At 59.6% G+C, this 14,032-nt stretch carries 14 protein-coding genes, 1 tRNA gene and 1 pseudogene; 6 read left to right on the top strand and 10 right to left on the bottom strand.

What is annotated here, in order from left to right; translation table 11 throughout:
• Positions 1–124: 124 nt before the first annotated feature.
• Both AAEO81_RS08400 and AAEO81_RS08395 read left to right on the top strand, forming a co-directional pair.
• Positions 125–1,222: a carboxynorspermidine decarboxylase gene (locus AAEO81_RS08400; RefSeq protein ID WP_166596362.1), complete on the top strand. Its 1,098-nt coding sequence runs from the start codon at positions 125–127 to the stop codon at positions 1,220–1,222.
• 26 nt (positions 1,223–1,248) lie between these two features.
• A complete protein-coding gene (locus AAEO81_RS08395; protein WP_341962846.1) occupies positions 1,249–2,487 on the top strand; it encodes a saccharopine dehydrogenase family protein in 1,239 nt (412 codons plus the stop codon).
• Between the two features lie 69 nt (positions 2,488–2,556).
• Here AAEO81_RS08395 and AAEO81_RS08390 read toward each other — a convergent pair.
• The 6 genes and pseudogenes from AAEO81_RS08390 to dapA all read right to left on the bottom strand — a co-directional run.
• A pseudogene (locus AAEO81_RS08390) lies at positions 2,557–2,964 on the bottom strand (DUF86 domain-containing protein); the annotation flags it as partial.
• Between the two features lie 62 nt (positions 2,965–3,026).
• Positions 3,027–3,116: transfer RNA gene (locus AAEO81_RS08385), tRNA-Ser, on the bottom strand.
• A 90-nt stretch (positions 3,117–3,206) separates the two neighbouring features.
• The gene (gene purC, locus AAEO81_RS08380; protein WP_166596357.1) at positions 3,207–3,920 is read right to left on the bottom strand and encodes a phosphoribosylaminoimidazolesuccinocarboxamide synthase; all 714 of its coding nucleotides are present in this window, start codon (positions 3,918–3,920) and stop codon (positions 3,207–3,209) included.
• 60 nt (positions 3,921–3,980) lie between these two features.
• Positions 3,981–4,739 carry an MBL fold metallo-hydrolase gene (locus AAEO81_RS08375; RefSeq protein ID WP_341962845.1) on the bottom strand — a complete coding sequence of 253 codons (759 nt, stop codon included), beginning with the start codon at positions 4,737–4,739 and terminating at the stop codon, positions 3,981–3,983.
• A complete protein-coding gene (gene bamC, locus AAEO81_RS08370) occupies positions 4,740–5,855 on the bottom strand; it encodes an outer membrane protein assembly factor BamC (RefSeq protein WP_341962844.1) in 1,116 nt (371 codons plus the stop codon). It lies immediately after the preceding gene.
• 17 nt (positions 5,856–5,872) lie between these two features.
• Complete coding sequence (gene dapA / locus AAEO81_RS08365; protein ID WP_166596354.1) at positions 5,873–6,751, bottom strand: 4-hydroxy-tetrahydrodipicolinate synthase; 879 nt, start codon at positions 6,749–6,751, stop codon at positions 5,873–5,875.
• A gap of 313 nt (positions 6,752–7,064) precedes the next feature.
• On the opposite strand from dapA, the gene AAEO81_RS08360 reads away from it, so the two are divergent.
• Together AAEO81_RS08360 and AAEO81_RS08355 are read left to right on the top strand one after the other, a co-directional pair.
• Positions 7,065–7,628, top strand: a complete 564-nt coding sequence (locus tag AAEO81_RS08360; RefSeq protein WP_166596353.1) for a glycine cleavage system protein R — start codon at positions 7,065–7,067, stop codon at positions 7,626–7,628.
• A gap of 10 nt (positions 7,629–7,638) precedes the next feature.
• Positions 7,639–8,112: a peroxiredoxin gene (locus tag AAEO81_RS08355; protein ID WP_341962842.1), complete on the top strand. Its 474-nt coding sequence runs from the start codon at positions 7,639–7,641 to the stop codon at positions 8,110–8,112.
• A gap of 121 nt (positions 8,113–8,233) precedes the next feature.
• Here the strand turns inward: AAEO81_RS08355 and AAEO81_RS08350 are convergent, their stop codons facing one another.
• Positions 8,234–9,304 carry an AI-2E family transporter gene (locus AAEO81_RS08350; RefSeq protein ID WP_166596351.1) on the bottom strand — a complete coding sequence of 357 codons (1,071 nt, stop codon included), beginning with the start codon at positions 9,302–9,304 and terminating at the stop codon, positions 8,234–8,236.
• 48 nt (positions 9,305–9,352) lie between these two features.
• On the bottom strand, positions 9,353–9,604 hold the full coding sequence (locus AAEO81_RS08345; RefSeq protein ID WP_166596350.1) for a sulfurtransferase TusA family protein: 252 nt from the start codon (positions 9,602–9,604) through the stop codon (positions 9,353–9,355).
• 146 nt (positions 9,605–9,750) lie between these two features.
• Between AAEO81_RS08345 and AAEO81_RS08340 the strand changes: the two genes are divergently transcribed.
• Entirely contained in the window at positions 9,751–11,184 is a 1,434-nt protein-coding gene (locus AAEO81_RS08340; RefSeq protein ID WP_341962840.1) for a M48 family metalloprotease, read from the top strand.
• Between the two features lie 141 nt (positions 11,185–11,325).
• Here AAEO81_RS08340 and nadA read toward each other — a convergent pair whose 3' ends face one another.
• Both nadA and AAEO81_RS08330 read right to left on the bottom strand, forming a co-directional pair.
• Complete coding sequence (nadA, locus tag AAEO81_RS08335; RefSeq protein WP_341962838.1) at positions 11,326–12,384, bottom strand: quinolinate synthase NadA; 1,059 nt, start codon at positions 12,382–12,384, stop codon at positions 11,326–11,328.
• Between the two features lie 259 nt (positions 12,385–12,643).
• Positions 12,644–13,309, bottom strand: a complete 666-nt coding sequence (locus AAEO81_RS08330) for a class I SAM-dependent methyltransferase (RefSeq protein ID WP_341962837.1) — start codon at positions 13,307–13,309, stop codon at positions 12,644–12,646.
• 92 nt (positions 13,310–13,401) lie between these two features.
• Between AAEO81_RS08330 and AAEO81_RS08325 the strand changes: the two genes are divergently transcribed.
• On the top strand, positions 13,402–14,028 hold the full coding sequence (locus AAEO81_RS08325) for a TetR family transcriptional regulator (protein ID WP_341962835.1): 627 nt from the start codon (positions 13,402–13,404) through the stop codon (positions 14,026–14,028).
• The last annotated feature ends 4 nt before the right edge of the window (positions 14,029–14,032 follow it).

Raw genomic sequence — 14,032 nt, 5'->3', positions numbered from 1 at the left:
AGAGCCGGAATTCGGTCACGAACGTCGCATAAAGCGGCAAAAAAACGGTTTCACCCTTTCGATCCCTTTCGAGTGAAGGCACAATCCCCGTCCTTTTTCGGCTGGCATTGCTGGAGGCCACGAAATGATCAAAACGCCGTACTACCTCATCGACAAAGAAAAGCTGCTGCGCAACATGGAAAAAATCGCGTACATGCGCGAGCAATCCGGTGCGAAAGCCCTGCTGGCACTCAAGTGTTTCGCGACCTGGTCGGTGTTCGACCTGATGCAGCAGTACATGGACGGGACCACCTCCTCTTCTCTTTATGAGCTGAAGCTGGGCCGTCAGAAGTTCGAAGGCGAGACCCACGCCTACAGCGTCGCCTGGGCAGATGACGAGATCGAAGAGATGCTCGCCAACTGCGACAAGATCATCTTCAACTCCATCAGCCAGCTAGAGCGCCACGCCCCTGCCTGCGCCGAGAAGGTGCGCGGCCTGCGCGTGAACCCGCAAGTCAGCAGCTCCGATTACCTGCTCGCCGACCCGGCGCGTCCGTTCAGCCGTCTCGGCGAATGGGACCCGGAGAAGATCGAAAAAGTCATCGAGCAGATCACCGGCTTCATGTTCCACAACAACTGCGAGAACGGCGACTTCGGCCTGTTTGACCAGATGCTGTCGACCATCGAAGAACGTTTCGGCCATCTGCTGCACAAAGTGGAATGGGTCAGCCTCGGCGGCGGCATTCATTTCACCGGCGAAGGCTACCCACTCGACGCATTCTGCGCACGCCTGAAAGCGTTCTCGCAGAAATACGGCGTGCAGGTGTACCTGGAACCGGGCGAAGCGGCGATCACCCAAAGCGCCTCGCTGGAAGTGACCGTGCTCGACACCCTCTACAACGGCAAAAATCTGGCCGTGGTCGACAGCTCCATCGAAGCGCACATGCTCGATCTGCTGATCTATCGCCTCGACGCCAAGCTGGCCCCGAGCGAAGGCGACCACACCTACATGGTGTGCGGTAAATCCTGCCTGGCAGGCGACATCTTTGGCGAATACCAATTCGATCGTCCGCTGACCATCGGCGATCGGCTGTCCTTCGTGGACGCAGCGGGTTACACCATGGTCAAAAAGAACTGGTTCAACGGCCTGAAAATGCCATCCATCGCAGTGAAACAACTCGACGGTACAGTTGAAGTGGTTCGTGAGTTTGGTTTTGACGATTATCTGTCCAGCCTTTCCTGAGCTGACAGAAAGGAGAGAGAAATAAATTGAAGAAGAACGTTCTTATCATTGGTGCGGGAGGTGTCGCCAAGGTGGTGGCCCACAAGTGCGCGCAGCACAACGACGAACTCGGTCGTATTGCTATCGCGTCGCGTAACATCTCCAAGTGCCAGGCCATCATCGACAGCGTGAACGCCAAAGGCAGCCTCAAGCAGCCTGCGGAGATCAAGGCCTACGCCCTGAACGCGCTGGACATCGAAGCGACCAAATCGCTGATTCTGGAAACCGAATCGCAGATCGTGATCAACGTCGGTTCCTCATTCCTCAACATGTCTGTCCTGCGTGCCTGCATCGACACCGGCGTGGCTTATCTGGACACTGCGATCCACGAAGAGCCGGGCAAAGTGTGCGAAACGCCGCCCTGGTACGGCAACTACGAGTGGAAACACCTCGAAGAGTGCCAACAGAAAAACATCACCGCCATCCTCGGCATCGGCTTCGACCCGGGCGTGGTCAACGCCTACGCGGCCCTGGCGCAGCAAGACTATTTCGACCGCATTGATTCGATCGACATCCTCGACGTCAATGCCGGCTCACATGGCAAATACTTTGCCACCAATTTCGACCCGGAAATCAACTTCCGCGAATTCACCGGACAGGTGTGGAGCTGGCAGAACAGCCAGTGGACCAGCAACACCATGTTCGAAGTCAAACGTACGGACGACCTGCCCGTCGTCGGCGCTCAAGATCTCTACCTCACCGGCCACGATGAAGTGCACTCGATTTCGAAAAATCTCGAAGTGCCCAACGTGCGGTTCTGGATGAGCTTCGGCGCCCATTACATCAATGTATTCACCGTCCTGAAAAACCTTGGCCTGCTGTCCGAACAGCCGGTCAAAACCGCTGAAGGCGTCGAAATCGTTCCGCTGAAAGTGGTTAAGGCCGTACTGCCGGACCCCGCCTCGCTGGCACCGGGTTACACCGGCAAGACCTGCATCGGCGACCTGGTCAAAGGCACCAAGGACGGCAAGGCGCGCGAAGTGTTCATCTACAACGTCGCCGACCACGAAGACGCCTTCGCCGAAACCGACAGCCAGGGCATCTCCTACACCGCAGGTGTCCCACCCGTCGCCGCCGCCCTCCTCGTCGCCCGCGGCGAATGGGACGTGAAGCGCATGGTCAACGTCGAGGAATTGCCTGCCAAGGCATTTCTGAAAGCCCTTGATGTGATGGGTTTACCGACCCGCGTCAAGGATGAGAACGGCGATCGTCCTTGGGATGAGTAAGCCATAAAAAAATGCGCCCGGTTGGGCGCATTTTTTTTGAGTGTTGTCCCTTTCAGGTCCACAGACCGCATCTCGCGTCAATACAAACGAACTGAAACGGACGAAATCGTCTAGGTGCTGCGTGATGATTGCCACAGCGATGGGCAGCTGGAGCGTCTGGGACTCGTGAACGGCGATATTCCGGTAGCCGACCATGTTCTTCATGGTTTTCAGCAATGAAGCCTCCAACCACCCTCCCCTGCAAAGCAACTCAAACACATCCTGAGCGCTTTGAGGGACTCCCAGCGTCTCTCTACGGATGAGGTGATGACCTATATCCAAAGCTGCTGCACATGCCCTCAGGATGTTCAGAATCGCTGCATCATGGCGGGAGGGGTCGAGAAGAAATGTCGAGGGGTCCTTGTCGTATTCTTCTCGCGCTCTGGCAACGCAGCGAGTGATCGTCGCTGTTTTGCTGATCAGTACGTCGTCTGTCATGAGTCCATTCCAGAAAAACAAAAAAGCCCCTGAAGCATAACTTCAGGGGCTTTCATTTGTAATGGCGGAGAGATAGGGATTTGAACCCTAGGTACTGTCGCCAGTACAACGGATTTCGAATCCGTCCCGTTCGGCCACTCCGGCATCTCTCCAACGGCGCGCATCATAACAGCTTGTTAAAAAAACGCGAACCTTTTTTTCAAAATTTTCGCGTTTTTTCAGTCGCTTGCGGCGTTTCCGCTTTAGAGCGGGACGCCGAGGCGGTGGGCGACTTCTTCGTAGGCTTCGATGACGTCACCGAGGCCCTGGCGGAAGCGGTCCTTGTCCATTTTCTTCTTGGTGTCTTTGTCCCACAGGCGGCAGCCGTCGGGGCTGAATTCGTCGCCAAGGACGATGGAGCCGTCGCTGAACACGCCGAATTCGAGTTTGAAGTCGACCAGCAGCAGGCCTGCGTCGTCGAACAGTTTGCTCAGGACGTCGTTGACCTTGAGGGACAGTTCTTTCATGCGCGCCAGCTGTTCAGCGGTGCCCCAACCGAACGCGACGACGTGGGATTCGTTGATGAACGGGTCGCCCTTGGCGTCGTCCTTCAGGAACAGTTCGAAGGTGTACGGATTGAGCTTGATGCCCTCTTCGACGCCCAGGCGCTTGACCAGGCTGCCAGCGGCGTAGTTACGCACGACGCATTCGACCGGGATCATGTCGAGCTTCTTGACCAGCACTTCGTTGTCGGCCAGCAGTTTGTCGAACTGGGTCGGAATGCCGGCCGCTTCGAGTTTCTGCATGATGAAGGCGTTGAACTTGTTGTTCACCATGCCTTTGCGGTCGAGCTGTTCGATGCGCTTGCCGTCGAACGCCGAGGTGTCGTTGCGAAACAGCAGGATCAAGCGGTCAGCGTCGTCGGTCTTGTAAACCGATTTGGCTTTGCCGCGGTAGAGTTCTTCACGTTTTTCCATGATGGGCTCCGCTTGCGAAATACTTGGGCCAGGTGCCCATTGAGAGTGATGTACGGGACGTCAGGCGATTTCACGCCAGTCGAGCCCTGAATCCTGATCGGCCAATTGTAGCCAGTCCGGGTCGCACCCGAGGGTGTCGACGAAACATTGCCGGGCCAGCTGCGGCAGGTTGTTCTTGCTGCTCAGGTGGGCCAGCACGAGGTGTTGCAGGCCGTGCCATCCCAGCTCGTTCACCAGACCCGCGGCCTGATGGTTGTTCAAATGCCCGTATTCCCCGCCGACCCGCTGTTTCAGGAAGTAGGGGTAGTGCCCGCGTGCGAGCAGGTCGCGACAGTGGTTGGACTCGATCATAAGGGCATCCAGTCCGCGATAGCTGTCGAGCACCGACGGACAGTACGACCCCAGGTCGGTCAGCAGGCCAAATCGCTTGCGCCCGTTGTTGAAGACGAACTGTGTCGGCTCCAGCGCATCGTGAGCCACGGAGACCACATCGATGCTCAGGTCGCCAATCTGCACGCCCTGCCCGCCCGTCAGCCGGATACCCGCGTCAACCGGCTTGCGCATGCCGCGCAAGGTGCCGTCGCTGAGGTAGACCGGCACGTCGTAGCGCCGAGACAGCAAACCCACGCCATGCACGTGATCGGCATGTTCGTGGGTCACCAGAATGGCGCTCAACTGTTGGCCGCTGATGCCCAGCCTGTCCAGCCGACGCTCTGTTTCCCGCAGGGAGAAACCGCAATCGACCAGCACGTACGTGTCGTTGCTCGCAACCAGCGTGCCGTTACCCCGGCTGCCGCTGCCCAGAACCGCGAAACGCACTTAACCGAGATTGTCTTGAATGACGCTCAACACGCGGCGGGCGACTTCGACCGGCGCGACGGTGTTGATGTTCTTCTCAACGGTCACTTGGACGTTGTCACCGACCTTGCTCAGGCGAACTTGATAACGGTCCGCGCGGGCTTCTTTCTGTTCCTTGGTCTCTTCGCTGCCGAACATGCGGCCGAAGAAGCCTGGCTTGTTCTCAGGCTTGTCGGCCTTTTCTGCCAGGTTGATGTAGTACAGGCCCAGGCTGCGGTTGATGTCTTCAACGCGCCAGTCACCCTGATTCAAGGCACGGCCCACGCTGGACCATGCACGATCGAGGTCGGCGCCCAGGTTCAGGACCGGGTTGCCGCTGCCGTCTTCGCTCAGGGCGACACGGCTTGGGGTGTCGTAGTCACGTGCAGCCAGCAACGAGACCGAACCGCCCTTTTCGGCGGTGCGGGTCAGGCTGGCGAGCATGTCGTCGGTCAGGACCGAATCCAGGCCCACGTTGGTGCTGCGCGACGGGAACGCAGGGTCTTCACTGCTGCCGGCCGGGCGCTGAACGCTGACGATGTAGACTTCGCTGGTGTTGCGCTGCACGCCCGGTTCGATGCGAACGCGCACGCGGGTTTCGGTGCTGGCGCTGTCGCCCGTGCCGCCCATGCGCTTGGCCACGGCAGCGGACAGTTCGTCCATGCGCTGCCAGGTGGTGTTGAATTCACCGGTTTGCGGACGATCTTCGGCGATGCGGAAACCGTTGTCTTCGAAGTACTGGTGAGCCACTGGCCAGACTTCGGCCGGGGCGCGCTGGGCCAGAATCCAGCGGTTGTCGCCGCTCTTTTGCAGGGTGTAATCACCGGAATCCTGGACAGTGGACAGCGGCTGCGGACGCGGTACGTTGAACTCGCCCTTCTGCGTGTCGTCGGCCACGTTACGCGGGATCGGCAGCAGAGGGTCCAGGCGTTTGGCTTCCTGGACGCCTTCCGGCAATTGCATCGGGGGTTTCTGGGTCGCTTCCAGGTAATCGCTGCTGCGATCACGGAAGTACCCGTCCTGGCCAAACAGCCAGCTGCAACCGCTGGTGCTGGAGATAATCAGGGCTAGTGCGGAAAGTCCGGCCAGTCGCTTCATTGCGTAGTGCTTCCTCATTAAACCAATACGCCGGACTGGCGCAGGGCCTGACGTACCGGCTCGTGGCAGGACTCGCTGAGCCAGGTGAGCGGCAGACGGATACCGTCCGGCATCAAACCCATTTCATGCAGAGCCCATTTCACAGGGATAGGGTTCGATTCGATGAACAGGGTCTTGTTCAGCGGCATCAGTTTTTCGTGGAGCGCGCGGGCGGTGGTGGCGTCACCGGCGATAGCGGCCTTGCACAGGTCAGCCATGTCGCGCGGGGCGACGTTGGCGGTCACGGAGATGTTGCCCTTGCCGCCGAGCAGGATCAGCTCGACTGCGGTGGCGTCGTCGCCCGAGTAGACCAGGAAATCGCTGTCGACACCGGCCAGGATATCCTTGGCGCGCTGCATGTCGCCCGTGGCTTCCTTGATGGCGATGATGTTCTTGACCTTGGACAGACGGATCACGGTCTCGGCCTTCATGTCGCAGGAAGTGCGACCCGGCACGTTATAGAGGATCTGCGGAATGTCCACGGCTTCGGCGATGTGCTTGAAGTGCTGGTACAGGCCTTCCTGGGTCGGCTTGTTGTAGTACGGCGTCACCAGCAGGCAGGCGTCGGCGCCAGCGTCCTTGGCGTTCTGGGTCAGCTCGACCGCTTCACGGGTGGAATTGGCGCCCGTGCCAGCGATGACCGGGATACGGCCCGCGACCTGTTTGACGACGTGACGGATCACTTCAATGTGCTCGTTGACGTCGAGCGTCGCGGATTCACCTGTCGTGCCGACGGCCACAATGGCATTGGTGCCCTCTTTCAGGTGAAAGTCCACCAGTTTGCTCAGGCTGTCCCAGTCAAGACGCCCCTGTGCATCCATAGGTGTGACCAGTGCCACCATACTGCCCGCAATCATGCAAACCGCTCCTGCCGGAAAAAGAGAGCGGTAATGGTACTGGCGCCATGATCCTTGCACAAGGCGAGCATTCCCCTGAGCGACGGTTTTCGCTACCCTTCTGTCTTTGATCGGTACTGGTCATCTGCGCAGCTCGTTCGACTGATCGCTTTCGTCGTTACAAAACCCGCTCCAGCCCCGCTCCCGCTCGATGTGACTGGCTCACGTCGGCCGCGAACGGCAACGGCCCGGGTCGATGTTGCGAGTGTTTCGTTCGCCGGACCCGCCGCACAAGCCAAGAATGTACCGACCGCTCATCGCTTAGGAATGCTGCATGTCGTCCATCCCCACAGTTCGCGAACAATTCCTTGTCATCAGTGCCCTTGGCGCCAACCCAATGGAGCTGACCAACGTCCTGTGCCGCGCCAGTCATGAAAACCGTTGCTCGGTGGTCAGCTCGCGCCTCACTCGCCACGGCGAATGCAGTGCCCTGATCCTGCAGGTCTCCGGCAGCTGGGACGCACTGGCCCGCCTTGAGACCGGCCTGCCCAACCTGTCGAAGAAACACGACTTCACCGTCAATGTGGTACGCAGCGCGACCCTGGAGAGCCGTCCAGAAGCCCTGCCCTACGTGGCCTACGTCAGCTCGGCGTACCGTCCGGACATCATCAATGAGCTGTGCCAGTTCTTCATCGACCACAACGTCGAGCTGGAAAACCTGATCTGCGACACCTACCAGGCGCCGCAGACCGGGGGCACGATGCTCAACGCGACGTTCACCGTGACGCTGCCGGCCGGCACGCAAATCAGCTGGCTGCGCGATCAGTTCCTGGATTTCGCCGATGCCCTCAACCTCGATGCGCTGATCGAACCATGGCGCCCGCAAGCACCGATGTAAGGAAACCCCAATGGCTGTAGAACTGGACACCCTCGTTGCCGACTTTCAGGTTCAGGCCACCAGCGATCAGGCCGTCAGCCTGTCGGCGCTGAAGGGTCAGCAAGTGGTCATTTATTTCTACCCCAAAGACAGCACCCCCGGCTGCACCACCGAGGGCCAGGGCTTTCGTGATCAATACGCCGAATTCAAGGCCGCCAACACCGTTGTCTTCGGTGTGTCCCGCGACAGCCTGAAATCCCACGAGAACTTCAAGGCCAAGCAGGATTTCCCCTTCGAACTGATTTCGGACAAGGACGAATCGCTGTGCCAGCTGTTCGACGTGATCAAGTTGAAGAAGCTGTACGGCAAGGAATACCTGGGCGTTGACCGCAGCACATTCCTCATCGACAAGAACGGCGTGCTGCGCAAGGAATGGCGTGGCGTGAAAGTGCCGGGGCATGTGGATGTGGTGCTGGAAGCGGCGCAGGCGTTGAATAAAGGCTGAGGCATTGCGCCAAACCTGTAGGAGCGCGCTTGCCCGCGAATGCGGTGTCTTTGCAACACATTCGTCGCTGACACAACCCATTCGCGGGCAAGCGCGCTCCTACAGGACTAACTGCAAGGCCTTACAACAACGGCGCCACCGTCGGTTCATTGCGTGGCCATGCATCCAGAACGGCCTTGAACAGGGTCGCCAGCGGGATCGCGAAGAAAATCCCCCAGAATCCCCACAGCCCGCCAAACAGCAGCACCGCGCAGATGATCGCGACCGGGTGCAGGCTCACGGTTTGCGAAAACAGCAGCGGCACCAGCACGTTGCCGTCCAGGGTCTGAATGATCCCGTAGACCGCCATCAGGTAAATGAACTGATCGCTCCAGCCCCATTGAAACAGTGCGATGAACGCAACGGGCACTGTCACCACGACAGCGCCGACATAAGGCACTACCACGGAAATCCCCACCAGCATCGCCAGCAGCGCCGAGTAATTGAGGCCCATCGTGACGAAGGCGATGTAAGTCACCGCGCCACAGATGAAGATCTCGATGACTTTTCCACGGATGTAATTGGCGATCTGCCGGTTCATTTCCTCGGCGACGCGGGTAATCAACGTACGCTCGCGAGGCAGGTACCCTCGGAACCAGCGGCCAATCATCCGACGGTCCTTTAGGAAGAAGAACACCAGAATCGGCACCAGCACCAGGTAGATCATCATGTTGACCAGCAACGGCAGGCTGGACAACGAGAACGTCAGCGCCCATTGACCAAACTTGCCGATTTCGCCACGGGCCGCTTCGATCGCCTGCAAGACTTGCTCATCTGAAACCAGATGCGGATAACGCTCCGGCAGCAGCAACAGCAGCGACTGCCATTTGGCGAGCATGCCCGGCAACTCGTTGAACAGGGTGATCAGCTGATGCCAGAGCAACGGCACCAGCACCAGCAGAAACAGCGCCAGCGCGCCCATGAATAATGCGAAAACCAACCCCACCGCGCCGCCTTCCGGCATGCGCAGGCGTTCGAGTTGCACCACCATGCCTTGCATCAGAAACGCCAATACCAGCCCTGCCAGTACAGGTGCCAGCATGCCCCCCAAGGTCAGAACAACCGTGAACGCCAGAACCAACAGCACCGCCAGCACAACGGCCTCTTCATCCGAGAAGTAACGCTGCATCCAGTCGCGAAGCACTTTGAACATCGATGAACCTTTGGGGCAAAAGGGGAGTAAGCGATGGGGTAAAAACGGTCAGGCCTTGCGTAACCAGTACCGATAAACGCCGTCAGCGGCCTCTTCATGCAATAGCGCATGGCCAGACAGCTTGGCGAAGGTGCGGAAGTCACGCTGCGAACCCGCATCGGTAGCGGTCACTTTGAGCACCGCGCCGCTCGCCAGACGGTTGAGTTCCATCTTGGCCTTGAGCAGCGGCAGCGGGCAATTCAGACCACTGGCGTCCAGCTCGGCATCGCTCGTCGCGGGGCGACCTACAGCGTCAGACATCTTTTCTCTCCGGGTAGACACATCAAATCGCACAGAAAATGGCGCTGGCTGAAGAATCTTCTTACAAGTTTGCAAGAATACCCCACTCTGGTCAGCAAGCCATTGAGCCAGCTACAGTAACGCCTTTCTGTCTCAGAGTTTCGTGCATGAATTTTCTGCGCCCCACACTGCTGACGCTCGCATGCCTGCTGGCGACCCCTGCGTTCGCGGACGACCTGCCCTCACTCGGCGACGCCAGCTCATCCATTGTTTCGCCGCAACAGGAGCACGACCTGGGCCGCGCATGGCTGGGGCTGCTTCGCGCGCAAGTGCCTCAATTGTCCGATCCGCAGTTGAAGGATTTCGTCGAGACGTCGGTCTACCGCCTCGCTGAAACCAGTCAGGTGCAGGATCGCCGGCTTGAATTCATCCTGATCAACACTCCCGAAATCAATGCCTTCGCCGCCCCCGGCGGGATCGTCGGCGTCAACGGCGGTCTGTTCCTGCACGCCGAAACCGAGGGCGAATACGCGGCGGTGCTCGCGCACGAGCTGGCTCACTTGTCGCAACGCCACTTCGCCCGTGGTGTTCAGGCGCAACAACGCATGCAGGTGCCGGTAATGGCCGCCATGCTCGCCGGTATCGTCATGGCCGTGGCAGGCGCGGGTGACGCGGGTATCGCTGCCATTGCCGGGACACAGGCTGCGGCGATTCAGGAACAAGCGCGTTTTTCCCGGCAGAATGAGGCCGAGGCTGATCGCATCGGCATCATGAATTTGGAGAAAGCCGGTTACGACCCGCGCAACATGCCGACCATGTTCGAGCGTCTGGCCCGTCAATACCGCTACGATGCCAAGCCGCCGGAGTTCCTGATGAGTCACCCGGTGACCGAATCCCGTATCGCCGACACCCGCAACCGTGCCGAACAGGCCAAACCGGGGGGCAAGGAGGACAGCCTCACTTACCAGTTGATGCGCGCGCGGGTCGTGCTGGTTTATGAAGAAACACCGGGCATGGCCGCCAAGCGCTTCCGTGCGCAAATGGCCGAAAACCCGAAAAACGACGCCGCCCGCTACGGCCTCGCGCTGGCGCAAACCAAAGCCGGTCAGTTGAACGAAGCGAGAGACAGCCTCAAGCCGCTGATCGAGAAGGCGCCGGACAACATCACCTACAACCTGGCCTTGATCAACCTGGACATCACCAACAACCGGTTCCCCGACGCGCAGCAGCGGGTGAACCGGATGCTGGACCTGTACCCGGACGATTACCCGCTGAATCAGGCCAAGGTCGATGTGCTGCTCAAACAGTCCAAAGCGCCGGAAGCGCTGAAAGCTCTTGAAACGCTGCTCAAAAGTCGCTCCGACGACCCGGACATCTGGAGTCAGGTAGCCGACGCCCGTGGTCTCTCGGGCAATACCATCGGTTCGCACCAGGCCCGCGCCGAGTATTTCGCGTTGATGGGTGACTTCAAACAAGCCGTTCAGCAGCTGGAATTCGCCAAACGTCGGGCGAACAACAACTTCCAGCTGGCCTCAAGGATCGACGCGCGGCAGCAGGAAATCATCGCCCAAGAAAAGGCCGTCAAAGAACTCATGAACTAGGGGGGAGCAGCGGCGAGTTCCGAGCTTCAAGCCGCAAGAAAAAGCAGATTCGCTGCGGTCTTGCTTCCGGCGAGGGACTCGAATCTTGCGCTGCTTTCTCTTGCAGCTTGTAGCTTGTAGCTTACAGCTCGTAGCTGCTTCTTACGCGTTGCCTGAGAGTTTGAGCCGCGCCGCTTGGGTGAAATCCAGCATCCGCTGCAACGGCCGGACGGCCTGGGGGATGATCGCCGGGTCGACGAAGATTTCGTTGGTGCCTTCGCGCAGGCATTGCAGGGTGCGCGCCAGGGTGTTCATGGCCATCCACGGGCAGTGCGCGCAGCTGCGGCAGGCCGCGCCGTTACCGGCGGTGGGGGCTTCGATGAAGATTTTGTCCGGGCACAGCTGCTGCATCTTGTAGAAAATGCCGCGGTCAGTGGCCACGATGAAGGTCTTGTTCGGCAGGGTCTGTGCAGCCTTGATCAATTGGCTGGTGGAGCCCACTGCGTCGGCCAGGTCGATCACCGATTCCGGCGATTCCGGGTGCACCAGAATGGCCGCATCCGGGTACAGCGCCTTCATGTCTTCCAGCTGACGCGATTTGAATTCTTCATGGACAATGCACGCGCCGTCCCACAGCAGCATGTCGGCGCCGGTTTCTCGCTGGATGTAGCGCCCCAGGTGCTTGTCCGGTCCCCAGATGATCGTCTCGCCGTTGTCCATCAGGCTTTCGACGATTTCCAGCGCGCAGCTTGAGGTCACGACCCAGTCTGCACGGGCTTTGACCGCCGCCGAAGTGTTGGCGTACACCACGACTGTGCGCTCGGGGTGCTTGTCGCAGAACGCGGTGAACTCATCGACGCCACAGCCCAGGTCCAGCGAGCAGGTCGCTTCGAGGGTCGGCATCAGAATGCGTTTTTCAGGGGTCAGGATTTTCGCCGTTTCGCCCATGAATCGCACACCGGCCACCAGCACGGTCTTGGCCGAGTGATTCTTGCCGAAGCGGGCCATTTCCAGCGAGTCGGACACACAACCGCCCGTCTCTTCGGCCAGCGCCTGAATCACCGGGTCGCAGTAATAGTGGGCGACCAGCACCGCGTCCTGGGCCTTGAGCTCGGCGGCGATCAGGCGTCGGTACTCGGCTTCCTCTTCCGGGGTCAGGGGTTTGGGCTGTTTGGCGTCTAGATGCGCCTGCACCAGAAGGCGTTCGGAAATCTGTGTCATGTTCGCAGGACCTGAATGCGCGTAAGCGCGAACGTCGAGTTTACACCTGAACAACAGGCAACAAAGGGAGCGGAAAACCCTCACGGTCATGAAGTTTCCAGCCCCGTGCACGCGTCATGGCGCATGCATCGGTGAGATCTCGCCGCGCACTTTCTCAGGCTCGACACCCTCGTCTGGAAGGCCCCGGCAGGAGGTGGCGCAAAGCGGCGGCGAATGTATCACGTAACCTGTTGAGCGTTCACTTACCGACGGCCGCGCCTCAGCCCAGGCGCATTGACAGCTCGACCTCATCGGCAAACGGGATCGACAGATACCCCTGCTCCACCGAGCGCACCCGTGCCAGGTAATCCGGGGCGTAATCGGCGTTGTCAGCGATGATCAGCGCGCCGGGACGCAGGCGGCTTTCCACCAAGCTCAGGATTTCCGGGTAGAGCGCCTTGGCGCCGTCGAGCAGCACCAGGTCGATGGAGTCCGGCAGGTCCTGGCCCAACGTTTTCAGGGCGTCGCCTTCGCGGATTTCCACCAGATCGAGCAAACCGCCTGCAACCAGATTGTCCCGCGCCTGGGCGACCTTGGACGATTCAAACTCGCTGGTGATCAACAGACCGCCGCCGTTATCACGCAGGGCTGCCGCCAGGTGCAGGGTCGAAATGCCGAACGAGGTGCCGAATTCGACCACCATGCGGGCTTTGCAACTGCGCGCCAGCATGTACAGCAAGGCGCCGGTTTCGCGGGACACGGCCAGTGGAAAATCCTTGAGACGACCATAGAACTCCAGATAATCGGTTTTGCTGCGCATCAGGCGCGAAAGATCTTCCTGGGACAGGGTGGACAGCTCCGGGCTGTTCCTCGGGGATTGCTCGTCAGCCGCCGCGAACAGACGTTCCAAGAGTGGGGCAACAGGGCGAGTGGTCAATGTATTCATGGGATTCTCCGGTGTGAACGATGCGCAAATCACATCGCCGGAATAGAATGCGATCAATCACTCACATTTGATAATCGCATTCCGGAGCCGCCGTGACCGATTCCCGCAAACCCGCGATTTCCCTGCGCAAACAGCCCAAACAGGCCCGCTCCGAAGCGTCGGTATCGATCATTCTTCAGGCCGCTGTTCAGGTTTTGGCCAAAGAAGGCGCGACCCGCTTCACCACCGCCCGGGTGGCCGAGAAGGCCGGGGTGAGCATCGGATCGCTCTATCAGTACTTTCCGAATAAAGCCGCGATTCTGTTCCGCTTGCAAAGTGACGAGTGGAAGCAAACCACCGACATGCTCAGCCGCCTGCTGGAGGACAGCGCCACGCCGCCTTTGCAGCGATTGCGAAACCTTGTCCACGCATTCCTCCGCTCGGAATGCGAAGAGGCCGACATGCGTGTGGCCCTCGATGACGCCGCCCCGCTCTATCGTCACGCTCCGGAAGCCCGCGAGACCCGGCAAAAAGGTGAGCAGGCGATTGTCCGATTCATGCAAGAGGTGTTGCCAGACGCGGATGACGCCCATCGGCAACGCGTCGGGGAACTGATCACGGCCACGATGAGCAAAGTGGGCAAGGCGTTTTCACAAACGCCGAGAACCGAGGTGGAAATCGAGGCGTACGCGACGGCCATGTCCGACATGTTTTGCGCGTATCTGGAACGGTCGGGCTGACGCT

It is taken from the genome of Pseudomonas sp. RC10 (assembly GCF_038397775.1).
GTDB lineage: Bacteria > Pseudomonadota > Gammaproteobacteria > Pseudomonadales > Pseudomonadaceae > Aquipseudomonas > Aquipseudomonas bambusae.
This window is presented reverse-complemented; position numbering and strand designations above follow the sequence as displayed.

Bases quoted from the DNA above. Each gene is read 5' to 3' on its own strand.
- AAEO81_RS08400 (WP_166596362.1), top strand. From the start codon at position 125: ATGATCAAAACGCCGTACTACCTCATCGACAAAGAAAAGCTGCTGCGC.
- purC (WP_166596357.1), bottom strand. From the start codon at position 3,920: ATGGAAAAACGTGAAGAACTCTACCGCGGCAAAGCCAAATCGGTTTAC.
- bamC (WP_341962844.1), bottom strand. From the start codon at position 5,855: ATGAAGCGACTGGCCGGACTTTCCGCACTAGCCCTGATTATCTCCAGC.
- dapA (WP_166596354.1), bottom strand. From the start codon at position 6,751: ATGATTGCGGGCAGTATGGTGGCACTGGTCACACCTATGGATGCACAG.
- AAEO81_RS08360 (WP_166596353.1), top strand. From the start codon at position 7,065: ATGTCGTCCATCCCCACAGTTCGCGAACAATTCCTTGTCATCAGTGCC.
- AAEO81_RS08355 (WP_341962842.1), top strand. From the start codon at position 7,639: ATGGCTGTAGAACTGGACACCCTCGTTGCCGACTTTCAGGTTCAGGCC.
- AAEO81_RS08350 (WP_166596351.1), bottom strand. From the start codon at position 9,304: ATGTTCAAAGTGCTTCGCGACTGGATGCAGCGTTACTTCTCGGATGAA.
- AAEO81_RS08345 (WP_166596350.1), bottom strand. From the start codon at position 9,604: ATGTCTGACGCTGTAGGTCGCCCCGCGACGAGCGATGCCGAGCTGGAC.
- AAEO81_RS08340 (WP_341962840.1), top strand. From the start codon at position 9,751: ATGAATTTTCTGCGCCCCACACTGCTGACGCTCGCATGCCTGCTGGCG.
- nadA (WP_341962838.1), bottom strand. From the start codon at position 12,384: ATGACACAGATTTCCGAACGCCTTCTGGTGCAGGCGCATCTAGACGCC.
- AAEO81_RS08330 (WP_341962837.1), bottom strand. From the start codon at position 13,309: ATGAATACATTGACCACTCGCCCTGTTGCCCCACTCTTGGAACGTCTG.